The following is a 22,440-nucleotide window of genomic DNA, read 5'->3' as shown; positions in this document are numbered from 1 at the left end:
GATCGTGCCGACCGCCAGCCGATCGCCCGCCGCCCGCAGCGCCGGCCATTGTTCGAGCGCCCACGCGATCTTGGTGCCCGAAAAATAGGGATCGAGCAGCAGCCCGGTCCGCGCCTGCACCGCCGGTTCCTCGCCAGCGTCCCTCAGCCGGCGGCACAGGTCGGCGGTGCGGCGGTCTTGCCACACGATCGCGGGGGCGAGCGGTTCGCCGGTCGTCTTGTCCCAGAACACCACCGTCTCACGCTGGTTGGTGATGCCGATCGCGGCGATCCGGCCGGGACCGCCGGCGCGCTCGACCATCGCGGCGGCGCAGCGGGCGCTCTTGTCCCAGATCTCCGCGGCGTCGTGCTCGACCCAGCCGGGCCGGGGGTAATGCTGGCCCAGCTCCTTCTGCGCGGTGGCGACGTGGCGCCCGTCGGCGGTGAACAGCATGGCGCGGGTGGAGGTGGTTCCCTCATCGATCACGAGCAGATGGTCGGTCATCCGATCGAGGCTAGCCCGCTTCCCTCGCAATAGGAAACTCCGCTAACGTACTCGCCAAGGAGAACAACCCGTGGACGAGAAGCCAAAGGATATCAGCGACGCCGACGCCGACGCGATCGTCGCTGCGGTCGCGGGCGATTCGGACGCGCTGCCGTCGCCGAGCGATGACGGCGCGGTCGAAGTGCTCCGCCGCGACCGCCTTCTCGCCGGGCTGACGCTGATCGCCGGAGTCGGGCTGGTGATCGCGCTGCCGTTTGCGTTGCAGCTCGGGTCGACGTTCTTCCTGCCGACCACCGCGGCGATCGTCATCGCGATCGCGCTGGTGCCGCTGCTCGAATGGCTGGAGGACAAGCGCGTTCCGTCGGGGCTGGCGGCGCTGGTGTGCGTGCTGCTGTTCCTGCTGGCGGCCAATATCGCGCTGGCGTCGATCGTGGTGCCGGCGTGGCAATGGGTGCGGGTGCTGCCCGATCGAATCGGCCAGATCCAGAGCAACATCGCGCCGCTGATCGATTTCTATTCGAACCTGGAAAAGTTCGTCGCCAAGACGCTGCACCAGATGGCGCAGGCGCCGTCGGGCCAGCAAATCGCATCGCCCACCGCGCCGCCGCGCTCGATCGTCGAACTGTTCGCCACCTCCGCACCGTCGGCGTTCATCGAGATGTTCTACGCGGTGCTGGTGATCTATTTCTTTCTGGCGGGGTGGACTCGCACCCGGCGCAGCTGGATCACCAGCCGGACCAGCTTTGGCGGGGCGCTGGCCACCGCGCGGGTGATCCAGGACGTGGTCGACGACACGTCGGCCTATATCGGCACGATCACCGTCATCAACCTGTCGCTGGGGCTGATCGTCGCCGCGGTGCTCTATCTGATCGGGATGCCGACGCCGCTGATGTGGGGCGGGCTGGTCGCGCTGCTCAACTACATCCCCTATCTGGGGCCGATCCTGGCGGCGGCGCTGCTGGCGCTGGGCGGGCTGATGACGTTCAACGATCTGTGGTGGGCGCTGCTGCCCGCCGCGCTGATGATCGCGTGCCACCTGATCGAGGCCAATGCGATCACCCCGCTGGTCGTCGGCCACCGGCTGACGATCAGCCCGATCCTGATCCTGGTCTCGCTCAGTTTCTGGGGATGGGTGTGGGGCACGCCGGGGGCGCTGCTGGCGGTGCCGTTGCTGATCATCATCCAGACGATCGTCAACGCGGCGGGCAAGCCCGACATCGCCGGATTTCTGTTCGAACACGGCACCTTGGTGCACGGCGAGGCCGACGGCACGCGAATGCGCGCGAAAAAGGGGCGAAACTCCGGTTGACAGGGGTTGGGGCCACCTCTAGTTGGCGCCCTCTCGCAAGGAACTGCGGGTGTAGCTCAGTTGGTTAGAGCGCCGGCCTGTCACGCCGGAGGTCGCGGGTTCGAGCCCCGTCACTCGCGCCATCCTTCACAGGATCGGCGCTTGCAGGATCAGCCGATCAGGGACGCCACCGTCCGGTCTCCATCCACTGGAGCAGCGGCTTCAGCGGCGCGATCCACACCAGCCCGGCAACGACGTAGATGACGGTCTGCACCGGCCACGGCAGGCGGCCGATCGGGCCCGAGAAGCTGGTGACCAGCACCACCCACGCCGCGATATAGACCAGCAGGCCCAGCATTCCGACGGGCTTGCGCCAACTCGGCGTCATGGCAGTATTTCCTTTTCGGTAACGACGGCGTGGAGCGGCACGTCCCACGGATCGACCGCGATCGCCAGCAGTCTCTGCATCGACCAGGCGATCCCCAGCCGCCAAGCGGCGGGCAAGCGGGCGAAGGCGCGGTCATAATGGCCGGCGCCCTGGCCCAGCCGATTGAGCGAATCGTCGAACGCGACCAGCGGGGCGAGGATGATGTCGGGCGCCAGCTCCGCCGCGCCCGATTCGGGCTGGCGCAGGCCGAAGGGGCCGGGGACCAGCGGGTCGCTCTCGCACCACGACAGGAAGCGGATGTCCCCCGCGCGATTCTCGACATGGGGCAGCGCCAGCCGGGCGCCGGCGGCGCGGGCGGCGGCGGCCAGCGGGCTGGGATCCGCCTCGCTGCCGATCGCGACGTAGGAGGCGACGACGATGCCGGGCGCGAGCCGCGCGAGAAAGGCGTCGGGCGGCGCGATCACCGCATCGCTCGCCATCGCGAAGGCATCGCGCTCGGCGCGCATCCGGGCGCGCAGGGCGCGTTTCTCATCAGACATGGGCGGGGGCTCGATGCGGGGTGGCGGGACCGCCGTGGCCGTGTGCCGGGTTATCCTCTGACGCACGGTACGTCAGGTGGGGACCATGTGCTTTGGACCAGGATCCTAGCAGGGACAGCCCCCATGGATGATGAATAGCCTCAGGGATAATAAAGGCTCGTACCGGGCAGTGCCCGCCACCTGTGTATCTAGGCGTCCGCGCCGGGCTTCTCAAGGCCCGCCGCGACCGATTCGAGCCGGTCGGCGATGCGGTCGAGCAGGGCGCCGCCGCCGTCCTGGCCGGGCGCCGGCCGGGCGTTCTCCAACTCGACGATCTCATCGGCGAGCATCAGCGCGACGAACAGCATCGTCCGCTCACCCCCCGGCGCGCCCGAGGCGCGGGCGGCGGTGGCGGCGTGGCGATCGAGGCGCCGGCCGAGCGCGGCGAGATGCGCCTCTTCGCCATCGCGGCAGGCGACGCTGTGGCTGCGGCCGCCGATGATCAGTTCGACCTGTGCCATCAGTCGGTATCCTCGCCGGCATTCGTCGCCGGGGAATCGGGAGCTGGGAAATCGGGAGCCGGGGAATCGGGTGAGGGGCGGTCGATCAGATGGTCGATCGCCGCGATCGCGCCCGCGACCTTCGCGCGCAGGCGCGCGTGGCGGCGTTCAAGTTCGGGATCCCCGGCCGTGCGCTCCATCGCCGCGCGCTCGATACGCGCGAGTGCGCTCTCGATCCGGGCCAGTGCGTTTTCAGGCGCTTGTTCCGCCATTCGCCCGATGTAGCACATGTTGCGGGCGCGGCAAGCAGGCGCCGTGCGGTTGACGGCGCTGTATCCGCCCCGCAAAGGCACCCCAACGGTGATTCACCGGCCACTTCCGCAGCCAGGACCACGCATGAACCCGATCTTCGCCGCCCAGGCCAATGCCATCCGCGCCCTTTCGATGGATGCGGTCGAGGCCGCCAATTCCGGCCACCCCGGAATGCCGATGGGCATGGCCGACGTCGCGACGGTGCTGTTCAACGATTACCTGAAGTTCGATCCCGCCGATCCCAAATGGCCCGACCGCGACCGGTTCGTGCTGTCCGCCGGCCACGGATCGATGCTGATCTATGCGCTGCTGCACCTGACCGGCTATGCCCGCCCGACGATCGACGACATCCGCAATTTCCGCCAGCTCGGCAGCCCGTGCGCCGGCCACCCGGAGAATTTCGAGCTGCCCGGCGTCGAATGCACCACCGGCCCGCTGGGGCAGGGGCTGGCGATGGCGGTGGGCATGGCGATCGCCGAGCGCCACCTGAACGCCGTGTTCGGCGACGATCTGGTCGATCACCGCACCTGGGTGATCGCCGGCGACGGGTGCCTGATGGAGGGCATCAACCATGAGGCGATCGGGCTGGCCGGCCACCTGAACCTTGGCCGGCTGATCGTGCTGTGGGACGACAACCGCATCACCATCGACGGCGCGGTGTCGCTGTCGTCGAACGAGGACGTGCCGGCGCGCTATGCCGCGACCGGATGGCATGTCGTCGAGTGCGACGGGCATGACCCGGTCAGCATCGCCGCCGCGTTCGACGCCGCGATCGCCGATCCGCGCCCGTCGTTGGTCCGCTGCCGCACGGTGATCGGCAAGGGCGCGCCGAACAAGCAGGGCACGTCGAAGACCCACGGCTCGCCGCTGGGCAAGGACGAGGTCGCCGCCGCGCGCGCCGAACTCGGCTGGAGCGCGGCGCCGTTCGAGGTGCCCGCCGACGTCAGCGCGGCATGGCTGGCCGCCGGGCGGCGCGGCGCCGAGCCTCATGCGGCGTGGAAGGATCGCCTCGCAGCATCTTCCGATCGCGCGGAATTCCAGCGTCGGATCGACGGCGTGCTGCCGGCTGGCGCCGATGCCGCGGACCACATCGGCGCGCTGCTCGCCAACCCGCAGAAGGTCGCGACGCGCAAGGCTTCGGAGCTGGCGCTCGAGCCGCTGACCGCCGCGGTGCCGGAGATGATCGGCGGATCGGCCGACCTGACCGGATCGAACAATACCAAGACCGCCGTGACCGGCCCGCTCGACCGCGATCATTATGCCGGGCGCTACGTCAACTACGGCATCCGCGAATTCGGGATGGGCGCGGCGATGAACGGCATGGCGCTGCACGGCGGGGTGATCCCCTATGGCGGCACCTTCCTGGTGTTTTCCGACTATGCCCGCCCGGCGATCCGCCTGTCGGCGATCCAGCAGGCGCGCGTGCTGTACGTGATGACGCACGATTCGATCGGGCTGGGCGAGGATGGCCCGACCCATCAGCCGATCGAGCATTTGATGGCGCTGCGCGTCATCCCCAACCTGGAGGTCTGGCGCCCGTGCGACGCGGTCGAGACCGCCGAGGCGTGGGCGCTGGGCCTGGCGCGCACCGACGGCCCGTCGCTGTTCGCGCTGACCCGGCAGAACCTGCCGCAGCTTCGTACCGAGGGCGGGATGCTGTCGGCGAAGGGCGCGTACCGGCTGAAGGCGGCGGGCGCGGCGCGACGCGTTGTGCTGATCGCCACCGGATCCGAAGTCGAGATCGCGGTCGGCGTCGCCGAACGGCTCGAAGCCGAGGGGATCGGAGCGGACGTCGTGTCGATGCCGTGCTGGTCGCGGTTCGACGCGCAGGACGCGGCCTATCGCGCCGATGTGCTGCCGCAGGGCGTGCTACGCGTGTCGATCGAGGCCGGCACGACGATCGGTTGGGAGCGCTACACCGGGCTGGACGGGCTGCGGTTCGGTATCGACCGCTTTGGCGCGTCGGCCCCCGCCGAGGCGCTCTATGACTATTTCGGACTGACGGCGGAGAAGATCACGCCCAAGGTTCTCGCCAAGCTGAAGGAGTTGCAGGCATGACGGTGAAGGTTGCGATCAACGGGTTCGGGCGCATCGGCCGCCTGGTGGCGCGCGCGATTCTCGAGCGCGCCGACAGCGGGCTGGAACTGGTGTCGATCAACGACCTGGCCGACGCCAAGTCGAACGCCTGGCTGTTCAGCCGCGATTCGGTCCATGGCAAATATCCGGGCGAGGTGGCCGCCGACGGCAATGACCTGATCGTCGACGGCAAGCGCATCCACGTCACCGCCGAGCGCGATCCGGCCAAGCTGCCGCACGCCGCCAACGGCATCGACCTGGTGCTGGAATGCACCGGCTTCTTCGCCGATCGCGACAGCTGCCAAAAGCATATCGATGCCGGCGCGAAAAAGGTCCTGATCTCCGCCCCCGGCAAGAACGTCGACCTGACCGTCGTCTATGGCGTCAACCACGACAAGCTGGAGGCGGGGCACACGATCGTGTCCAACGCGTCGTGCACCACCAACTGCCTGGCGCCGGTGGCCAAGGTGCTGAACGACACCGTCGGCATCGAACGCGGATTCATGACCACGGTCCACGCCTATACCAACGACCAGAAGATCCTCGACCAGATCCACCCCGACCTGCGCCGCGCCCGCGCCGCCGCGATGTCGATGATCCCGACCACCACCGGCGCCGCGCGCGCGGTGGGCGAGGTGCTGCCCGAACTGAAGGGCAAGCTCGACGGATCGTCGGTGCGCGTGCCGGTGCCGGACGGCAGCCTGATCGACCTGGCCTTCACGCCCAAGCGCGCGACCACCGTCGACGAGATCAACGCGATCCTGAAGGCGGCATCGGAAAGCGGGCCGCTGAAGGGCGTGCTCGCCTATTCCAACGAGCCGCTGGTTTCGATCGACATCGTCCACACCCCGGCATCGTCGACCGTCGACAGCCTGGAGACGGCGGTGATCGACGGTACGCTGGTGCGCGTGGTCAGCTGGTACGACAATGAATGGGGCTTCTCCAACCGGATGGTCGACACCGCCGGGGCGATGGCGAAGCTGATGTAATCGCGGGGGTATCTACCCGGTGGGCGGCGGCGCTTTCTTCGTCACCCCGGACTTGTTCCGGGGTCCACCGGGAGGCGTGGCGGGGCCAGCGACTCTGGCTGGAGGCGTCAACCTGGGTGGACCCCGGAACAAGTCCGGGGTGACGATGTTGCTCAGGGACAAGCGCCGCGCCATCGCTCCGTCGCCAAATGCCGACCCGCCGTAGCTGGAGTGTGAGATGACCAGAGCTTTCAAGACCCTCGACGATCTGGGAGACGTGACCGGCCAGCGCGTGCTGGTGCGCGAGGATCTGAACGTGCCGATGGATGACGGCCGGGTGACCGACGACACCCGGCTGCGCGCCACGCTGCCGACCGTCACCGAACTGGCCGACAAGGGCGCGATCGTGCTGGTGCTCGCCCATTTCGGCCGGCCCAAGGGGCAGCGCAACCCGGAGATGTCGCTGGCGCTGGTCGTCAAACCCTATGAGCAGGTGCTGGGCCGGCCGGTGCGCTTCATCGACGATCAGGGCGCGGCCGACGCGATCGCGACGATGCGGCCCGGCGATATCGGCGTGATCGAGAACACCCGCTTCGATCCGGGCGAGGAGGCGAACGCGCCCGCGACGATCGACCGGCTCGCCGCGCTGGGCGACATCTACGTCAACGACGCCTTTTCCGCCGCGCACCGCGCCCATGCCTCGACCGAGGGGCTGGCGCACCGGCTGCCGGCCTATGCCGGGCGGGCGATGGAGGCCGAACTCGACGCGCTCGACAAGGCGCTGGGCAACCCCGAGCATCCGGTGGCTGCTGTGGTCGGCGGGGCCAAGGTGTCGACCAAGCTCGACGTGCTCAAGCATCTGGTGGCGAAGGTCGATCACCTGATCATCGGCGGCGGTATGGCGAACACCTTTCTCGCCGCGCGCGGGGTCGATGTCGGAAAGTCGCTGTGCGAGCACGACCTGACCGCCACCGCCGACGCGATCATGGACGCCGCCGACCGCGCCGGCTGTACCGTCCACCTGCCCTATGACGTGGTGGTGGCGAAGGAATTTGCCGCGAACCCGTCGTCGCTGCGCACCTGCAACGTCCACGAGGTGGCGGCGGACGAGATGATCCTCGACATCGGCCCGGCGGCGACCGAGGCGCTGGCCGACGTGCTCAAGACCTGCCGCACGCTGGTGTGGAACGGCCCGCTGGGCGCGTTCGAGACCCCGCCGTTCGACACCGCCACCGTCACGCTGGCGCGCACCGCCGCCGCGCTGACCCGCGAGGGATCGCTGGTGTCGGTCGCCGGGGGCGGGGACACCGTCGCCGCGCTCAACCAGGCGGGGGTGGCCGATCGGTTCACCTTTGTCTCGACGGCGGGGGGCGCGTTCCTGGAGTGGATGGAAGGGCGCGAACTGCCGGGGGTGGCGGCGCTGGCGGGGTGATGCCGTCGGTGCGTGGGGCCCACATCGGCCTGCGCGAACCGATTCCCGCCTGCGCGGGAATGACGATGGTAGGATGCGGGCGGGACAGTGCCCGGAGCACGATGCTCTTGCCTTGATCGTCATTGCGAGGGGCGAAGCCCCCGCGGCAACCCAGGACGGCGCACGTTGCGCTGGATTGCTTCCCCCGGCTGCGCCGGGCTCGCAATGACGATGGTTACGCGTCAGCTGGCCGGTCCCGGCTCCTTCAGCAGCGGCACCAGCAGTTCGTTGAGCTGATCGAGGGTGAAGGCGCCGGCCTTCGCATAGCGGATGCGGCCGTCGCGGCCGATCACGATGTTGGTCGGCACGCCGCCCATCGACGCATAGGGCCCCTTGATCCCGCGCGCCGCCGGAATCGCCATCGCCGCGAACAACGGCTTGAGCTTGTTGAGCGGCAGCGAATCCTCGGTCGTGACCGCGAAGACGCGCAGGCCGTGCGGTTGCTGGACCTGGTAATAGCGATCGAGCAGCGGCAGTTCTGTGCGGCACGGCACGCACCACGTCGCCCAGAAATTGAGCACCACCACCGTCCCGCGCAGATCGGCGAGCGTGACCTTCGTCCCGTCGACCAGCCTGACCTCGAAATCGGGCGCGACCGCGCCGACCTTGATCTTGCCCGGCGGGGGCGGGGGCGGGCCGGCCGGTGCCGCCGAGGTTGTGAGCAGAATGAGGGGCAGCAGCAGCGCCCGAACGAGCGAGTTGGCGTTCATGGGCCGGCAGACTGGGCGCGTGTCGGGACCGCGTCAACCATGGCGCCGTCGCGGACATTGCGGAGCGCGGGCGGGCTGACTATCAGCCGCAGCGATACCGCAACACGACCGACGACGCAGGGAGATCGCAATGACGCCGACCGTGAAGGCCATTCTCGCCAATTATGAGTCCGACAATCCCGGCGTGAAGGCCAATCTGGCCCGGATCCTGATGCACGGCCGGCTGGGCGGCACCGGCAAGCTGGTGATCCTGCCGGTCGACCAGGGCTTCGAGCACGGCCCGGCGCGCAGCTTCGCGGTCAACGAGCCGGCCTATGACCCGCATTACCACTATCAGATCGCGGTCGACGCCGGCCTGTCCGCCTATGCCGCGCCGCTGGGGATGATCGAGGCCGGGGCCGACAGCTTCGCCGGGCAGATCCCGACCATCCTGAAGGTCAATTCGTCGAACAGCTGGGCGACCAGCATCAACCAGGCGGTGACCGGCGGCGTCGACGACGCGCTGCGGCTGGGCTGCTCGGCGATCGGCTTCACCATCTATCCCGGCGCCGACGAGGTGTTCGACATGATCGAGGAGATCAAGGAGATGCGCGCCGAGGCGGCATCGGTCGGCATCGCCACGGTGATCTGGTCGTATCCGCGCGGCGGCAACCTGTCGAAGGAAGGCGAACTGGCGCTCGACGTCGGCGCCTATGCCGCGCACATGGCGGCGCTGCTGGGCGCGCACATCATCAAGGTCAAGCTGCCGAGCAACCATATCGAGCAGAAGGACGCGCAGAAGGCGTATGAGGGCACCGACTGGTCGAGCCAGGCGGACCGGGTGAAGCATGTCGTGAAGTCGAGCTTCAACGGGCGCCGCATCGTCGTGTTCTCGGGCGGCGCGGCCAAGGGCGAGGACGCGGTCTATCAGGACGCGCGCGACATTCGCGACGGCGGCGGCAACGGTTCGATCATCGGCCGCAACACCTTCCAGCGCAAGCGCGAGGACGCGCTGGCGATGCTCGACAAGCTGGTGCGGATCTACAAGGGCGAGGAATAGGCTGTGCGGCTGACGCTCCGCACTGTTCTGCCGGTCTCGCTGGCCATCGCCGCGACGCTGACCGGGACCAGTGCGGTGGCGTGCTCGATGATGCCGGGCTACAAAGTCCCGACCAATCTGGAACTCGCTGTCGCCGCGGATACCATCGTCGTCGCCACGGTCGAGGATTCCCGGCCGGGCGACAGCGATTGGTCGGGCTCGGTGATCGCGCGCCCGACCCTGTTGATCAAGGGGCCGGCGTTGCCGGATTCGGTGGAGATCCGGCGGGCCGGGCTGGATGATGCGATGCGACGCAAGGCAACGGTGAGTGCCCCGCGCGAGCTGCGCGCGCCAAATCCTGATGCGATGATGGGGGGATGCGTCCGATATTTCTTCACCCGCGGGATGAAGTTGGTGCTGTTCCTCAAGCGCGATCCAACCGGGGCGCTGGAGCCCTATCGCAGCGCGTTTTCCCGCGATGCCGAGGACGTTTCAAGCGACGACGCGCTGTGGGTCAAAGCAGTCCGCGAGTATGCGGCGATCAGTGTCGTGCCGAAAGAGGATCGCAAGAGGCGGCTTCGACAAAGGATCGAAGAACTGCGTGTTCGAACCGGGGATATCGACGCGATCGCGATCGCGAGCGATATGAACATCGAACTCTCGGGAAAGCGCAGGCCGCCTTATGACTGACCAGTGGCGCGCGGTGGACGCCTATATCGCCGACCGGCTGCTGCCCGCCGATCCGGTGCTCGACGCGGTGCTGGCGGCGAACCGGGCGGCGGGGTTGCCGGCGATCGACGTCGCGCCCGTGCAGGGCAAGCTGCTCCACCTGATCGCGCGGATCGCCCGGCCCAGCCGGATATTGGAGATCGGCACGCTGGGCGGCTATTCGACGATCTGGCTGGCGCGCGCGCTGCCCGCCGGCGGGCGGCTGATCACGATCGAGGCCGACCCGCACCATGCCGCCGTCGCGCGCGACAACCTCAACCGGTCGGGGGTGGGCGACAAGGTCGAGATTTACGTCGGCCAGGCGTCAGAGGCGCTCGACGAGTTGCAGGGGCCGTTCGACCTGATCTTCGTCGACGCGGACAAGGTCAACAATGTCGCCTATCTTCGCGCGGCGCTGGCCATGTCCCGGGCGGGGACGACGATCATCTTCGACAATGTCGTGCGCGCCGGCGCGGTGATGGAGGCCGACAGCGACGACGAAAGCGTTGTCGGAACACGGCGGTTGTACGACGCGATCGCCGCCGAGCCGCGGTTGTCGGCGACGGCGGTGCAGACCGTCGGCGCCAAGGGATGGGACGGATTTCTGATGGCGGTGGTCGATGGTTGACGACGACGATGTGCTCGGGCCGCTCGATCCCGATTTCGCCGCGCGGTTCGAGCGCGACGACAAGCGTCCGGCGTGCCAGCTCTATCTGATCTCCCCGCTCGACGTCGGCGGCGGGTTCGCCGATCGGCTGGCGCGCGCGCTGGACGCGGCGCCGGTCGCCGCGTTCCAGTTCCGCGTCAAGGACGTCGACCAGCATGAGGCGGCGCGGCTGGCCGAGCCGCTCCAGCGCATCTGTCACGATCATGAGGTCGCGTTCATCGTCAACGACAGCGTCAGCCTGGCCAAGCGGCTGGGCGCGGACGGCGTGCATCTGGGGCAGGGCGACGGCGACGCGCGCGAGGCGCGGCAGGTGCTGGGGCCGGACACCCAGATCGGCGTGACCTGCCATGACAGCCGCCACCTGGCGATGGAGGCGGGGGAGGCCGGCGCGGACTATGTCGCGTTCGGCGCCTTTTACCCGACCGCGACCAAGCAGACGCAGCATCGGCCGGATCCGTCGATCCTGTCATGGTGGGGTGCGTTGTTCGAGATTCCGTCGGTCGCGATCGGCGGGATCACGCCTGCGAACGCGCCGCCGCTGATCGCCGCCGGCGCCGATTTCCTCGCGGTATCGCACGCGGTGTGGGGCGGGGACGAGGTTGCGGCGGTGCGGGCGTTTGCCGAGGTGCTTGGTTCGACCTGAGGCAACGCAAACTGGTTTCTGACGTTCAACGATCTCCTGCTTTCAAAAGGGAGTCGAATGAATGCGGAGACTTGTCGCGATCTTGAGCCTGGCCATGACGCCGCTTCCCGTTGCCGCGCAGGCCGTTTCCGCACAGGCCGTCGCCGCGCCGGCGCCCGCGCTCGATCGCTCGATCCTCCACGTTCAGGTGATCCTCGACCATCTCGGTTTTTCGCCCGGCATCATCGACGGGCGCGAGGGTCAATCGCTCAGGGCGGCGCTGCGCGGGTATCAGCAGGCGCGCGGGCTGGCGGTGACGGGGAAGATCGACACCGCGACGCTGGCCGCGCTGCGCGCGCATCGCGCGATCCGACCGGAAGCGCGCGTGACGCTGACCGCGGAGATGCTGGCCGGCCCGTTCATCAATCCCACGCCCAAGGATTATGGGGAGCAGGCGAAGATGCCGTCGCTCGCCTACCGATCGCCGGCCGAGAAACTGGCGGAGATGTTCCACACCTCGCCCAAGATGCTGCTGGAACTGAACGGCGCGGATGCGCCGGTGCGCGCCGGGGCGACGCTGGTGGTGCCCAATGTCGTGCCGGCGTCGCGCGACTACCCAGCCGATGCCAAGCCCGAATGGCGCCGCACGCTCCAGGACCTGAACGTCGACGCGCGCCAGCCGCAGGCGGCAAAGATCGTCGTCGACAAGTCCGAAGGTGTGCTCAAGGTGTTCGACGCCGACGAAAAGCTGGTCGCGCAGTTCAGCGCGACGCTGGGATCGGGGCACGATCCGCTGCCGATCGGCAAATGGAAGATCAACGGCGTCGATACCAACCCGCGCTTCCACTATAACCCCAAGCTGTTCTGGGACGCGAAGACCGGCGACAGCCCCGAGATGCTGCCGCCGGGACCGAACGGCCCGGTCGGGGTGGTGTGGATCGACCTGTCGAAGCCGCACTATGGCATCCACGGCACGCCCGAGCCGCAGACGATCGGCCGCACCGAAAGCCACGGCTGCATCCGGCTGACCAATTGGGACGCGGCGCGGCTGGCGCTGATGGTCAAACCGGGGACGCCCGCGGAATTCCGCCCGTGAGCCTTGCCCAGCCGACCGAACAGCGCACGTTGTGGACTCGACGCAAGACGGTGTTCCGGCTCATCCTGGCGTTCGTGCTGATGTTCGGCCTGGCCCTGCTGACGATGATCCGCTTCACCGAGCAGGCGATCGCGCCGCTTGCCGCGACCCAGGCGGCGCCGGCGCCGGCGCCGGCGGTGGCGGAAGGGCGGGGGGACGGCCTGCCCGTACTGATCGCCCCGGTGGAGGGCGCGGCGATCGTCGATAGCTGGGGCCAGTCGCGCGACAGCGGCGCGCGGCCGCATCAGGGCACCGACATCATGGCGCCGGCCGGCGCGCCGGTGCGCGCCGCCGCCGCCGGCACCGTCGAGAAGCTGTTCGACAGCCAGGCCGGCGGGCACACGCTCTATATCCGATCCCCCGATCGGCGCTGGAGCTATTACTACGCGCACCTGTCGGGCTATGCGCCCGGCATCGTCGCGGGGAAGCCGGTGCGCGCCGGGGACGAGATCGCCTTTGTCGGCGACACGGGGAATGCCGGCGCGGGCAACTATCACCTGCATTTCGGCCTGTCGCGGATGACCCCCGGCGATGGATGGTGGCAGGGCGAGCCGGTCAATCCCTATCCTATGCTTGTCGGAAAAGCGGCGGGGCGCTAAGGGCGCCTGCACAGGCGCTCCGACGCCGGCTCTTTCCAGCAGGTACACACATGAAGATCAGCGGCGTGGACATCCGTCCCGGCAACATCATCGAATATGAAGGCGGCATCTGGAAAGCCGTCAAGATCCAGCACACCCAGCCCGGCAAGGGCGGCGCCTATATGCAGGTCGAACTGAAGAACCTGCGCGACGGCCGCAAGAACAACGTCCGGTTCCGTTCGGCCGAGACGGTCGAGCGCGTGCGGCTGGACACCAAGGATTTCCAGTTCCTCTATCCAGAGGGCGACATGCTGGTGTTCATGGACAAGGAAAGCTATGAGCAGACCAGCCTGCCGCGCGACCTGCTCGGCGACGCCGCCGCCTTCCTCCAGGACGGGATGGACGTGGTGATGGAGCTGTACGACGAGGACCCGATCAGCGTGCAGCTGCCCGATACGATCGAGGCGATGATCGTCGAGGCCGACGCGGTGGTGAAGGGCCAGACCGCGTCATCGAGCTACAAGCCCGCGATCCTCGACAATGGCGTGCGCGTGATGGTGCCGCCGCACATCGGCGCCGGCACGCGGATCGTCGTCGACGTCTACGAACAGACCTACGTCCGCCGCGCGGACTGAACAGAGCGCCGTCCGCCGCGCGGACTGAACAGAGCGACGTCCGCCGCGCGGACTAATCGGCCCGCGCCCATTCCGGCGCGGGGATTTGGAGCATCAACTTGGTCAGTCATTCCGGCCTCATCACGATCATGGAGCGCGCCGTCCGCAAGGCGGCGCCGCGGCTGCGGCGTGACTTCAACGAGGTTCAGCACCTCCAGGTGAGCCGCAAGGGCCCCGCCGATTTCGTCTCTGTCGCCGACAAGCAGGCCGAAGAGACGATCGTCGAGGAACTGCGCAAGGCACGCCCCGACTGGGGTCTGCTGCTGGAGGAAGGCGGCACGATCGAGGGCGATCCGACCAAGCCGCGCTGGATCGTCGACCCGCTCGACGGCACCAGCAACTTCCTGCACGGCATCCCGCATTTCGCGATCTCGATCGCGGTCGAGGACCCGATGGGCGCGGGCGGCAAGCCCGAGATCACCCATGGCATGGTCTATCAGCCGCTGACCGACGAGGGATTCTGGGCCGAAAAGGGGCGCGGCGCCTGGTTGCAGGGGCAGCGGCTGCGCGTTTCGGCGCGGCGCGAGCTGGCGGATTCGCTGATCGCGACGGGCATTCCGTTTCTGGGCCATGGCAATTTTGCCGAGTGGAGCCGGATCTTCGGCGCGGTCGCGCCAGAGGTGGCGGGCATCCGCCGGTTCGGATCGGCGGCGCTCGATCTCGCCTGGGTCGCGGCGGGGCGGTACGACGGGTTCTGGGAAAGCGGGCTCCAGCCGTGGGACGTCGCGGCGGGCCTGATCCTGGTCAAGGAAGCGGGCGGCTTCGTCACCGATTTCCGCGGGCAGGACCGGATGATCGAGCGGCGCGAGGTGCTGGCCGCCAACGACGCGCTGCAATCGCGGCTGCACAAGCTGCTCGCCAACGCGCTGCGCTGACGCGCCGGTTCCGACGGCGGCGCGTCGATGCGTATACGAAAGCTTAGTTGCGAGTCATTCTCATAGGGTCTGACCCTTGCCCGGCTAGGGGTCCCGGCCTAAAGCCGCCGCAGTATTTTTCGCACCTGCGAGCACAAACTTGGTCGACCTTTCGCAATATCTCCCGATCCTGCTGTTCCTCGGCGTGGCGATCCTGTTGTCGGGCGCCTTCGTGGTGCTGCCGATGCTGGTCGCGCGCCTGACCGGCACGCACCAGCCGACGGCGGAAAAGCTCAGCGAATATGAATGCGGTTTCCCCGCGTTCGAGGATTCGCGCAGCCAGTTCGACGTGCGCTTCTATCTGGTGGCGATCCTGTTCATCATCTTCGATCTGGAGGCGGCGTTCCTCTATCCGTGGGCGGTGACGGTGTTCGATCTGGGATGGGTCGCCTGGGGATCGATGATGGTGTTCATCGCCGAACTGGCGCTTGGACTCGCCTATGCCTGGAAGAAGGGGGCGCTCGAATGGGAGTGATCCTGTCACCGTCGGAAAATGCCTTTCCGACCGAAAATCGCGCGCCCGACCAGGCGTTCTTCGACGACATGAACGCCGAGCTGGGCGACAAGGGCTTCCTCGTCACCTCGACCGAGGAGCTGTTCCAGTGGGCGCGTACCGGCAGCCTGTGGTGGATGACATTCGGCCTGGCGTGCTGCGCGGTCGAGATGATCCACGTCAACATGCCGCGCTATGACATGGAACGGTTCGGCGCCGCGCCGCGCGCCAGCCCGCGCCAGTCCGACGTGATGATCGTCGCGGGCACGCTGTGCAACAAGATGGCCCCGGCGCTGCGCAAGGTCTATGACCAGATGTCGGAGCCGAAATACGTCATCTCGATGGGATCGTGCGCGAACGGCGGCGGCTATTACCACTATAGCTACAGCGTCGTGCGCGGTTGCGACCGGATCGTGCCGGTCGACATCTACGTCCCCGGATGCCCGCCGACCGCCGAGGCGCTGCTCTATGGCGTGATGCAGCTCCAGCGGAAGATCCGCCGCGTCGGGAGCCTGGAACGGTGAGGGCGCCCGCGCCACGCTATCTGGCCAACGACGGGGTGATCGATACGGCCACCGCCGCGCTGGGCGCGATGCTGCTGGAAGCGACCGACCTGGTCGGCGAGATTTCGCTGACCGTCGATCGCGAACGGCTGGTCGAGGCGATGGTCGCGCTGCGCGACACGCCGGGACTGGAATTCCAGCAGTGCATGGAGATCGCCGGGGTCGACTATCCGTCGCGGCCCGACCGGTTCGACGTGGTCTATTGCCTGCTCAGCCTGACCCGCAACCACCGCATCCGCGTGCGCGTGATCACCGATGAGGTGAAGCCGGTGCCATCGGTGACGTCGCTGTGGCCCAACGCCGGCTGGCTGGAGCGCGAGGTGTACGACATGTACGGCGTGTTGTTCTCCGCCAACCCGGACCTGCGCCGCATCCTGACCGATTACGGCTTTCGCGGCCATCCGCAGCGCAAGGATTTCCCGCTGTCGGGCTATGTCGAGCTGCGCTATTCGGAAGAGGCGAAGCGCGTCGTCTATCAGCCGGTCAGCCTGGCGCAGGATTTCCGCAACTTCGACTTCATGAGCCCGTGGGAAGGGGCGGCCTATGTGCTGCCCGGTGACGAGAAGGCGGCCGCGCCGCCAGCGCCCCCGGCCCCCGCCGCGCCGGCGGCTGCTGTCGCTCCGCCGCCGCCCGCGCCACCGCCGGTGCCCGAGGCCAAGGGCGCGCCGTCGCCGGTGACCGCCGACGACCTGCACAAGGCCGACGCGCCAGCCGCCGAGGCGAAGACCCCGCGCGTCCGCAAGCCCAAGACGACCGATGGCACCGCCGACAGCGGTGCCGGCAAGCCGACGCCCGATGCCGGCGCCAAGCCCGCCGACCCCGACGTGGTCAAGAAGCCGCGCCGCAGCGCCAAGCCCAAGAGTGATGAGTCATGAGCGACCAGCTCGAGAAACTCGCAGGTCTGACCGACGCCGAAAGCCCCGAGGTGGGTGACGTCGCGATCCAGAACTACACGATCAATTTCGGTCCGCAGCACCCGGCGGCGCACGGCGTGCTGCGGCTGGTGCTGGAGTTGGACGGCGAGATCGTCGAGCGGGTCGATCCGCACGTCGGCCTGCTCCATCGCGGCACGGAAAAGCTGATCGAGTACAAGACCTACCAGCAGGCGCTGCCGTATTTCGACCGGCTCGACTATTGCTCGCCGCTGGGGATGGAGCACAGCTACGTCCTGGCGGTGGAGAAGCTGCTCGACCTGGAGGTGCCGATCCGCGCGCAATATCTGCGCGTGTTCTTCGCCGAGCTGACCCGCATCTGCAATCACATGCTGAACCTGGGTTCGCACGTGATGGACGTCGGCGCGATGACGCCGAACCTGTGGCTGTTCGAGATCCGCGAGGATTGCCTCAACTTTTTCGAGCGCGTGTCCGGCGCGCGGATGCACTCCAACTATTACCGCGTCGGCGGCGTGCACCAGGATGCGCCGCTCAAGCTGCTGACCGATATCGGCGACTGGCTCGACACGCGCCTGCCGCGCCTGTTCGAGGACGCGATCAGCCTGGTCGCGGAGAACCGCATCTTCAAGCAGCGCAACGTCGACATCGCCGTGGTCAGCCGCGACGACGCGGTGCGCTGGGGCTTTTCCGGCCCGATGATCCGCGGATCGGGCATCCCGTGGGATATCCGCAAAAGCCAGCCCTACGACGTCTATGATCGCATGGACTTCGAGGTGCCGGTCGGCACGCGCGGCGACTGCTATGACCGGTTCATGGTGCGGGTCGAAGAGGTCCGCCAGTCGGCGCGGATCATGAAGCAGTGCCTGCGCGACATGCCCGAAGGGCCGGTGATGACGCTGGACCGCAAGGTCGGCCCGCCGCCGCGCGCGGACATGAAGCGGTCGATGGAGGCGCTGATCCATCACTTCAAGCTCTATTCGGAGGGCTATCACGTGCACGCCGGCGAAGTGTATGTCGCGACCGAAAGCCCCAAGGGCGAATTCGGCGTCTATCTGGTGAGCGACGGCAGCAACAAGCCGTACCGCTGCAAGATCCGGCCGACCGCGTTCAGCCATCTGCAGGCGATGGATTTCATGGCGAAGGGCCACATGCTGGCCGACGTCACCGCGATCCTGGGCGCCATGGACATCGTGTTCGGGGAGTGTGACCGATGAGTCTGTTGCTTTCTCTCGCTTTCGCCGCCGCCGCGCAGGCCGCTCCGGCCGCGACGCCGCCCGCGCCGCCGCCGCCGTCGGTGTCGATGGACGTCGCCCGCGCGCGGGTGGAAAAGGTCAAGACGCTGTTCGCGGTGGCCGCCAGCGGCGATGCCGCCGCGCTGGCGAAGATCGCCGCCGCCGGGGCGACCACCGACATCAACGGCGCGATGGGCCTGCTGAGCACCGCGACCATCACCGGGCTGAAGGGCTGTACGCGGGTCAAGCCGTATGAGGTCAATGAGACCGACGTGGTGCTGACGCTGAAATGCACCGGCGGGTTGCCGACGGACACCACCGCCGTGGTCACTTTTTCCGCCGACGGCCAGATCGAAAAGGTCGGCGCCAACCAGTCGGTTTACGTGCCGCCCGCGCCGGCGGAGTCGCGCTGATGCGCGCAGGGAAGATTTCGAACGATGGCTGACGCCGCCCATATCCCCGACGAGGCCGAAACCCGCGAGCGCTGGGGCGCGTTCGCGTGGACCGAGGACAACCAGCGCAAGGCGAACGAGGTCATCGGACGCTATCCGCCCGGTCGCCAGCAGTCGGCGTCGATCCCGCTGCTCGACCTGGCGCAGCGCCAGGTCGGCGCGGAGACGCAGACGCAGGGCTGGTTGCCGGTGCCGGTGATCGAGTTCGTAGCGCGCCAGATCGGCGTGCCGTACATGCGCGTGTTCGAGGTCGCGACCTTCTACACCATGTTCAACCTCGCCCCGGTCGGCCGCTATCATGTGCAGGTGTGCGGCACGACGCCGTGCATGTTGCGCGGATCGGACGATGTGCTGGCGGCGTGCCGCAATCGCGGGCTGGCCAAGGGCAAGACCACGCCCGACGGGCTGTTCACGCTGACCGAGGTGGAGTGCATGGGCAATTGCTCGTCCGCGCCGATGGTGCAGATCAACGACGATAACTACGAGGACCTGGACTACGACCGGATGAGCGCGATCCTGGAGACGCTGGCCAACGGCGGGACGCCGAAGCCCGGCACGCAGGAACCCGGCCGTCACACGGTCGAGCCGGTCGGCGGGCCGACCACGCTGAAGGCGATGGTCGACGCCAACCACGATTACCGGGGGGAATGGTGATGGGCACGATCATCGCCATCGTTATCGGCATCATCGCCATCGTGGTGGCGATCAAGGTCATCGGCGCGGTGCTGGGCTTCGCGATCGGGTTGGCCGTGGCGGTCGTCGCCTATTTCGCGGCGGAAAAGCTGCTCGGGCAGGGGCGTTAGGTCATGCTGGCAGACAAGGATCGCATCTTCACCAATCTCTACGGCTATCAGCCGTGGACGATCGACGCCGCCATCCAGCGCGGCGACTGGGACAATACCAAGGCGCTGCTCGCACTGGGGCAGGACACGATCATCGACCGGATCAAGGCATCGGGCCTGCGCGGTCGCGGCGGGGCGGGGTTCCCGACCGGCACCAAATGGTCGTTCATGCCCAAGGAACCGCGCCCGGACCGGCCGAATTTCCTGGTGATCAACGCCGACGAATCCGAGCCGGGTTCGTGCAAGGACCGCGAGATCATCCGCCACGATCCGCACAAGCTGATCGAGGGCGCGCTGGTCGCCGGCTTCGCGATGCGCGCGCGTGCCGCGTACATCTACATTCGCGGCGAGTATATCCGCGAGGCGGAGACGCTGTTCGCCGCCATTGCGGAAGCGTATGACCGCGGCTTCATCGGCAAGAACGCCTGTGGCTCGGGCTATGATTTCGACGTGTTCTGCCACCGCGGCGCCGGCGCCTACATCTGCGGCGAGGAAACCGCGATGCTGGAGAGCCTGGAGGGCAAGAAGGGCCAGCCGCGCCTGAAGCCGCCGTTCCCGGCCGGCGCTGGCCTCTATGGCTGTCCGACCACGGTCAACAACGTCGAATCGATCGCGGTGGCGCCGACGATCCTGCGGCGCAGCCCCGAATGGTTCGCCAGCTTTGGCGCGGAGAACAACAAGGGCACCAAGCTGTTCCAGATCAGCGGCCATGTGAACACGCCGTGCGTGGTCGAGGAAGCGATGAGCATCCCGTTCCGCGAGCTGATCGAAAAGCATTGTGGCGGCATTCGCGGCGGCTGGGACAATCTGCTGGCGGTGATCCCCGGCGGATCGTCGGTGCCGCTGGTCCCGGCGGCGCAGATCATGGACGCGCCGATGGATTTCGACGGGCTGAAGGCGGTCGGATCGGGCCTTGGCACCGCCGCCGTCATCGTCATGGACAAGTCGACCGACATCGTCCGCGCGATCAGCCGGCTGTCCTATTTCTACAAGCATGAGAGCTGCGGCCAGTGCACCCCGTGCCGTGAGGGCACCGGCTGGATGTGGCGGGTGATGGAACGGCTGCGCACCGGCGACGCCGACATTTCCGAGATCGACACGCTGCAACAGGTGACCAAGCAGGTCGAGGGCCACACCATCTGCGCGCTGGGCGACGCGGCGGCGTGGCCGATCCAGGGCCTGATCCGCCATTTCCGCCCCGAGATCGAGCGCCGCATCATCGAGCGGCAGGGCGCGGGCGACGCCCCGATGCAGGAGGCGGCGGAGTGAGGTTTGGGTTGGCCCCCCTTGCACTGATCGCGGCGATGACGGCCGGCGCGGCGCACGCGCAGGAGACCGGCAGTATGCGGCCGGACACTTCTCCCGTCGGCGTGCCCGAGGGGCGTTCGACCGGCGATGCCGCGCGCGCAGTTCATGACGACTTCGCGCAGTGCATCGTCAAGCGCCACTATATCCAGGTGACGAAGACGCTCGCCGGCCCGACCGATCTGGCGAAGGACCACACCACGCTGCCCAAGCTGATGGACAAGGCGTGTTTCTTCGGCAGCAGTTCGGTCGGGAAGGTGGGCGGTCTCGAGAGCGTCGAGGTGACGACGAATCCAATCGCCTTTCGCGGCGGGCTGTTCAAGGCGCTGGTGGTCAAGGATTTCGCGCGGAAGCCGGTCGCGTTTGGCGCCACGCCGGTCGAAATGATCGGCGACAACAGCGACATGCTCACCTTTGCGGACTGTGTGGTGCGTCGAAACCCTGCCGCCAGCCTGACCCTGATCAAGACCACCGCCGGCGCGGCGGCCGAACAAGCGGCGCTCGGCGCGCTCACGCCCGATCTGAGCGAGTGCGCGGCGCAGAATCGGCTGTCGATGCGCAAGGGCACTTTGATCGGTTTTGTGGCCGAGGCCTATTACCGTGAATCGATCGCCGCCAAATCGATGGGGGTCCGTTGATGTCCAGTTTTTCCGCGCACCGGGTAGCCCTGTCGAGCCTCGCCGCCGCCGCGCTGGCGCTGGTGCCGCACGCCGCGATGGCGAAGGACGGCGACAACGCGCTCGCCGAACAGGCGCTGCGCAACTTCGCGAAATGCGCGGTGGAGCGGTCGCCGTCGGGGGCACAGGCGCTGATGGCGATGGATTTCAATTCGCCGGATTACGCCAAGGCGCTGACCCGCTATGCGCGCGGCAACGCCAATTGCGCGAGCGGGGCCAAGCTGAAGTTCGGCGGGGCGTTGTTCGCCGGCGATCTGGCCGAGGCGCTGGTGCCCGATGCGCTGCACGGCGCGTCGCTGGAGGCGCGTATCGCCGCCGCCCCGGCCGCCGCGCAATTGCCGCCGCGCAACGAGAGCGAGGCGATCGGCATGTGCGTGGTCCGCGCCGTGCCCGCCGCCGTCGCGCAGGTGCTGGCCACCGAACCCGGCACCCGTGCCGAGATCGACGCGCTCCAGCAGACCGGCGACGCGCTGCCGAAATGCGTCCGCACCGGCATGACGGTGCGGTTCAACCGTCCGATGGTGCGGGCGCTCTATGCGCTCGGCGCCTATCGCCTGCTCACCGATCCCGGCGCCGCGCCGGCTGCTGGTAACTGATATGCCCAAACTCAAAGTCGATGGGATCGAGGTCGAAGTCCCCGCCGGCGCCACCGTGCTCCAGGCGTGCGAGGCGGCCGGCAAGGAAATCCCGCGTTTCTGCTATCACGAGCGGCTGTCGATCGCCGGCAACTGTCGCATGTGCCTGGTCGAGGTGAAGCCCGGACCGCCCAAGCCGCAGGCGAGCTGCGCGCTGCCGGCGGGCGACAATCAGGAGGTGTTCACCAACTCCGCGATGGTCAAGGCCGCGCGCGAAGGGGTGATGGAGTTCCTGCTGATCAACCACCCGCTCGACTGCCCGATTTGCGATCAGGGCGGCGAGTGCGACTTGCAGGACCAGTCGGTCGCCTATGGCCG

Annotated in this window: 29 protein-coding genes and 1 tRNA gene; 24 read left to right on the top strand and 6 right to left on the bottom strand. The window is 68.0% G+C overall.

Annotated features, from left to right (window positions below; genetic code table 11):
* Positions 1–483 (bottom strand): FGGY family carbohydrate kinase (locus tag VNR91_RS12395; RefSeq protein ID WP_325491084.1); only part of this gene is annotated, 483 nt, incomplete at its 3' end.
* A gap of 148 nt (positions 484–631) precedes the next feature.
* Here VNR91_RS12395 and VNR91_RS12390 point away from each other — a divergent pair.
* Both VNR91_RS12390 and VNR91_RS12385 read left to right on the top strand, forming a co-directional pair.
* Entirely contained in the window at positions 632–1,792 is a 1,161-nt protein-coding gene (locus VNR91_RS12390; protein ID WP_325491085.1) for an AI-2E family transporter, read from the top strand.
* Between the two features lie 45 nt (positions 1,793–1,837).
* Positions 1,838–1,914 (top strand) — tRNA-Asp (locus VNR91_RS12385).
* A gap of 35 nt (positions 1,915–1,949) precedes the next feature.
* On the opposite strand, the gene VNR91_RS12380 is transcribed toward VNR91_RS12385, so the two are convergent.
* The 4 genes from VNR91_RS12380 to VNR91_RS12365 all read right to left on the bottom strand — a co-directional run bounded on the left by VNR91_RS12380 (position 1,950) and on the right by VNR91_RS12365 (position 3,377).
* Positions 1,950–2,159 (bottom strand): DUF2842 domain-containing protein, encoded by a 210-nt coding sequence (locus VNR91_RS12380; RefSeq protein ID WP_325491083.1) that lies wholly within the window; start codon positions 2,157–2,159, stop codon positions 1,950–1,952.
* Positions 2,156–2,698, bottom strand: coding sequence for a 5-formyltetrahydrofolate cyclo-ligase (locus VNR91_RS12375; protein WP_325491082.1), 543 nt, complete (start codon positions 2,696–2,698; stop codon positions 2,156–2,158). The genes VNR91_RS12380 and VNR91_RS12375 overlap by 4 nt, the downstream gene beginning before the upstream one ends.
* Positions 2,699–2,886: 188 nt before the next feature.
* Complete coding sequence (locus VNR91_RS12370; RefSeq protein WP_325491081.1) at positions 2,887–3,198, bottom strand: cell division protein ZapA; 312 nt, start codon at positions 3,196–3,198, stop codon at positions 2,887–2,889.
* Positions 3,198–3,377, bottom strand: a complete 180-nt coding sequence (locus tag VNR91_RS12365) for a hypothetical protein (RefSeq protein ID WP_325491080.1) — start codon at positions 3,375–3,377, stop codon at positions 3,198–3,200. Before VNR91_RS12365 ends, VNR91_RS12370 begins: the two co-directional genes overlap by 1 nt.
* A 196-nt stretch (positions 3,378–3,573) precedes the next feature.
* On the opposite strand from VNR91_RS12365, the gene tkt reads away from it, so the two are divergent.
* The 3 genes from tkt (at position 3,574) to VNR91_RS12350 (ending at position 7,965) form a co-directional block, all read left to right on the top strand.
* A complete protein-coding gene (gene tkt, locus VNR91_RS12360; RefSeq protein ID WP_325491079.1) occupies positions 3,574–5,547 on the top strand; it encodes a transketolase in 1,974 nt (657 codons plus the stop codon).
* Positions 5,544–6,554: a type I glyceraldehyde-3-phosphate dehydrogenase gene (gap, locus tag VNR91_RS12355; protein ID WP_325491078.1), complete on the top strand. Its 1,011-nt coding sequence runs from the start codon at positions 5,544–5,546 to the stop codon at positions 6,552–6,554. Before tkt ends, gap begins: the two co-directional genes overlap by 4 nt.
* A gap of 217 nt (positions 6,555–6,771) precedes the next feature.
* Positions 6,772–7,965 (top strand): phosphoglycerate kinase, encoded by a 1,194-nt coding sequence (locus VNR91_RS12350; RefSeq protein ID WP_325491077.1) that lies wholly within the window; start codon positions 6,772–6,774, stop codon positions 7,963–7,965.
* A gap of 221 nt (positions 7,966–8,186) precedes the next feature.
* On the opposite strand, the gene VNR91_RS12345 is transcribed toward VNR91_RS12350, so the two are convergent.
* Complete coding sequence (locus tag VNR91_RS12345) at positions 8,187–8,714, bottom strand: TlpA disulfide reductase family protein (protein ID WP_325491076.1); 528 nt, start codon at positions 8,712–8,714, stop codon at positions 8,187–8,189.
* Between the two features lie 130 nt (positions 8,715–8,844).
* Here VNR91_RS12345 and VNR91_RS12340 point away from each other — a divergent pair, with 130 nt between their 5' ends.
* From VNR91_RS12340 to VNR91_RS12250, 19 genes are all read left to right on the top strand, one after another.
* On the top strand, positions 8,845–9,753 hold the full coding sequence (locus tag VNR91_RS12340) for a class I fructose-bisphosphate aldolase (RefSeq protein ID WP_325491075.1): 909 nt from the start codon (positions 8,845–8,847) through the stop codon (positions 9,751–9,753).
* Between the two features lie 3 nt (positions 9,754–9,756).
* Entirely contained in the window at positions 9,757–10,422 is a 666-nt protein-coding gene (locus VNR91_RS12335; RefSeq protein WP_325491074.1) for a hypothetical protein, read from the top strand.
* Positions 10,415–11,068, top strand: a complete 654-nt coding sequence (locus tag VNR91_RS12330) for an O-methyltransferase (RefSeq protein ID WP_325491073.1) — start codon at positions 10,415–10,417, stop codon at positions 11,066–11,068. The genes VNR91_RS12335 and VNR91_RS12330 overlap by 8 nt, the downstream gene beginning before the upstream one ends.
* Positions 11,061–11,750, top strand: coding sequence for a thiamine phosphate synthase (gene thiE / locus VNR91_RS12325; RefSeq protein ID WP_325491072.1), 690 nt, complete (start codon positions 11,061–11,063; stop codon positions 11,748–11,750). The genes VNR91_RS12330 and thiE overlap by 8 nt, the downstream gene beginning before the upstream one ends.
* A 94-nt stretch (positions 11,751–11,844) precedes the next feature.
* A complete protein-coding gene (locus tag VNR91_RS12320; RefSeq protein WP_325491071.1) occupies positions 11,845–12,825 on the top strand; it encodes a L,D-transpeptidase in 981 nt (326 codons plus the stop codon).
* Complete coding sequence (locus tag VNR91_RS12315; protein WP_325491070.1) at positions 12,822–13,463, top strand: M23 family metallopeptidase; 642 nt, start codon at positions 12,822–12,824, stop codon at positions 13,461–13,463. The genes VNR91_RS12320 and VNR91_RS12315 overlap by 4 nt, the downstream gene beginning before the upstream one ends.
* Before the next feature lie 50 nt (positions 13,464–13,513).
* Positions 13,514–14,077 (top strand): elongation factor P, encoded by a 564-nt coding sequence (gene efp / locus VNR91_RS12310; RefSeq protein ID WP_325491069.1) that lies wholly within the window; start codon positions 13,514–13,516, stop codon positions 14,075–14,077.
* Between the two features lie 98 nt (positions 14,078–14,175).
* Positions 14,176–14,991 carry an inositol monophosphatase family protein gene (locus VNR91_RS12305; RefSeq protein ID WP_325491068.1) on the top strand — a complete coding sequence of 272 codons (816 nt, stop codon included), beginning with the start codon at positions 14,176–14,178 and terminating at the stop codon, positions 14,989–14,991.
* A gap of 139 nt (positions 14,992–15,130) precedes the next feature.
* The gene (gene ndhC / locus VNR91_RS12300; protein WP_325491067.1) at positions 15,131–15,505 is read left to right on the top strand and encodes an NADH-quinone oxidoreductase subunit A; all 375 of its coding nucleotides are present in this window, start codon (positions 15,131–15,133) and stop codon (positions 15,503–15,505) included.
* 68 nt (positions 15,506–15,573) lie between these two features.
* Positions 15,574–16,047 carry a NuoB/complex I 20 kDa subunit family protein gene (locus VNR91_RS12295; protein ID WP_414712411.1) on the top strand — a complete coding sequence of 158 codons (474 nt, stop codon included), beginning with the start codon at positions 15,574–15,576 and terminating at the stop codon, positions 16,045–16,047.
* Entirely contained in the window at positions 16,044–16,961 is a 918-nt protein-coding gene (locus VNR91_RS12290) for an NADH-quinone oxidoreductase subunit C (protein WP_325491065.1), read from the top strand. The genes VNR91_RS12295 and VNR91_RS12290 overlap by 4 nt, the downstream gene beginning before the upstream one ends.
* Complete coding sequence (locus VNR91_RS12285; RefSeq protein WP_325491064.1) at positions 16,958–18,193, top strand: NADH-quinone oxidoreductase subunit D; 1,236 nt, start codon at positions 16,958–16,960, stop codon at positions 18,191–18,193. Before VNR91_RS12290 ends, VNR91_RS12285 begins: the two co-directional genes overlap by 4 nt.
* 5 nt (positions 18,194–18,198) lie before the next feature.
* The gene (locus VNR91_RS12280; protein ID WP_325491063.1) at positions 18,199–18,624 is read left to right on the top strand and encodes a hypothetical protein; all 426 of its coding nucleotides are present in this window, start codon (positions 18,199–18,201) and stop codon (positions 18,622–18,624) included.
* Between the two features lie 24 nt (positions 18,625–18,648).
* Positions 18,649–19,317, top strand: coding sequence for an NAD(P)H-dependent oxidoreductase subunit E (locus VNR91_RS12275; RefSeq protein ID WP_325491062.1), 669 nt, complete (start codon positions 18,649–18,651; stop codon positions 19,315–19,317).
* On the top strand, positions 19,317–19,466 hold the full coding sequence (locus VNR91_RS12270) for a hypothetical protein (RefSeq protein WP_325491061.1): 150 nt from the start codon (positions 19,317–19,319) through the stop codon (positions 19,464–19,466). Before VNR91_RS12275 ends, VNR91_RS12270 begins: the two co-directional genes overlap by 1 nt.
* Before the next feature lie 3 nt (positions 19,467–19,469).
* Positions 19,470–20,774 carry an NADH-quinone oxidoreductase subunit NuoF gene (gene nuoF, locus VNR91_RS12265; RefSeq protein WP_325491060.1) on the top strand — a complete coding sequence of 435 codons (1,305 nt, stop codon included), beginning with the start codon at positions 19,470–19,472 and terminating at the stop codon, positions 20,772–20,774.
* Positions 20,775–20,782: 8 nt separating this feature from the next.
* Positions 20,783–21,448 (top strand): hypothetical protein, encoded by a 666-nt coding sequence (locus tag VNR91_RS12260; RefSeq protein ID WP_325491059.1) that lies wholly within the window; start codon positions 20,783–20,785, stop codon positions 21,446–21,448.
* Positions 21,448–22,083, top strand: a complete 636-nt coding sequence (locus VNR91_RS12255; RefSeq protein WP_325491058.1) for a hypothetical protein — start codon at positions 21,448–21,450, stop codon at positions 22,081–22,083. The genes VNR91_RS12260 and VNR91_RS12255 overlap by 1 nt, the downstream gene beginning before the upstream one ends.
* 1 nt (position 22,084) lies before the next feature.
* A partial coding sequence (locus VNR91_RS12250) for a 2Fe-2S iron-sulfur cluster-binding protein (protein ID WP_325491057.1) occupies positions 22,085–22,440 on the top strand: 356 nt, incomplete at its 3' end.

Source organism: Sphingomonas sp., from assembly GCF_035555815.1.
In the GTDB taxonomy this organism is placed as follows: Bacteria; Pseudomonadota; Alphaproteobacteria; order Sphingomonadales; family Sphingomonadaceae; genus Sphingomonas.
This window is presented reverse-complemented; position numbering and strand designations above follow the sequence as displayed.

What these genes read in the sequence shown, in the direction of transcription:
- VNR91_RS12365 (WP_325491080.1), bottom strand. Translation starts at nt 3,377, where the DNA reads ATGGAGCGCACGGCCGGGGATCCCGAACTTGAACGCCGCCACGCGCGC.
- VNR91_RS12275 (WP_325491062.1), top strand. Translation starts at nt 18,649, where the DNA reads ATGGCTGACGCCGCCCATATCCCCGACGAGGCCGAAACCCGCGAGCGC.
- tkt (WP_325491079.1), top strand. Translation starts at nt 3,574, where the DNA reads ATGAACCCGATCTTCGCCGCCCAGGCCAATGCCATCCGCGCCCTTTCG.
- VNR91_RS12345 (WP_325491076.1), bottom strand. Translation starts at nt 8,714, where the DNA reads ATGAACGCCAACTCGCTCGTTCGGGCGCTGCTGCTGCCCCTCATTCTG.
- VNR91_RS12340 (WP_325491075.1), top strand. Translation starts at nt 8,845, where the DNA reads ATGACGCCGACCGTGAAGGCCATTCTCGCCAATTATGAGTCCGACAAT.
- VNR91_RS12255 (WP_325491058.1), top strand. Translation starts at nt 21,448, where the DNA reads ATGTCCAGTTTTTCCGCGCACCGGGTAGCCCTGTCGAGCCTCGCCGCC.
- VNR91_RS12350 (WP_325491077.1), top strand. Translation starts at nt 6,772, where the DNA reads ATGACCAGAGCTTTCAAGACCCTCGACGATCTGGGAGACGTGACCGGC.
- VNR91_RS12270 (WP_325491061.1), top strand. Translation starts at nt 19,317, where the DNA reads ATGGGCACGATCATCGCCATCGTTATCGGCATCATCGCCATCGTGGTG.
- VNR91_RS12370 (WP_325491081.1), bottom strand. Translation starts at nt 3,198, where the DNA reads ATGGCACAGGTCGAACTGATCATCGGCGGCCGCAGCCACAGCGTCGCC.
- nuoF (WP_325491060.1), top strand. Translation starts at nt 19,470, where the DNA reads ATGCTGGCAGACAAGGATCGCATCTTCACCAATCTCTACGGCTATCAG.
- efp (WP_325491069.1), top strand. Translation starts at nt 13,514, where the DNA reads ATGAAGATCAGCGGCGTGGACATCCGTCCCGGCAACATCATCGAATAT.
- VNR91_RS12295 (WP_414712411.1), top strand. Translation starts at nt 15,574, where the DNA reads ATGAACGCCGAGCTGGGCGACAAGGGCTTCCTCGTCACCTCGACCGAG.
- VNR91_RS12285 (WP_325491064.1), top strand. Translation starts at nt 16,958, where the DNA reads ATGAGCGACCAGCTCGAGAAACTCGCAGGTCTGACCGACGCCGAAAGC.
- VNR91_RS12375 (WP_325491082.1), bottom strand. Translation starts at nt 2,698, where the DNA reads ATGTCTGATGAGAAACGCGCCCTGCGCGCCCGGATGCGCGCCGAGCGC.
- VNR91_RS12380 (WP_325491083.1), bottom strand. Translation starts at nt 2,159, where the DNA reads ATGACGCCGAGTTGGCGCAAGCCCGTCGGAATGCTGGGCCTGCTGGTC.
- VNR91_RS12330 (WP_325491073.1), top strand. Translation starts at nt 10,415, where the DNA reads ATGACTGACCAGTGGCGCGCGGTGGACGCCTATATCGCCGACCGGCTG.
- thiE (WP_325491072.1), top strand. Translation starts at nt 11,061, where the DNA reads ATGGTTGACGACGACGATGTGCTCGGGCCGCTCGATCCCGATTTCGCC.
- VNR91_RS12320 (WP_325491071.1), top strand. Translation starts at nt 11,845, where the DNA reads ATGACGCCGCTTCCCGTTGCCGCGCAGGCCGTTTCCGCACAGGCCGTC.
- gap (WP_325491078.1), top strand. Translation starts at nt 5,544, where the DNA reads ATGACGGTGAAGGTTGCGATCAACGGGTTCGGGCGCATCGGCCGCCTG.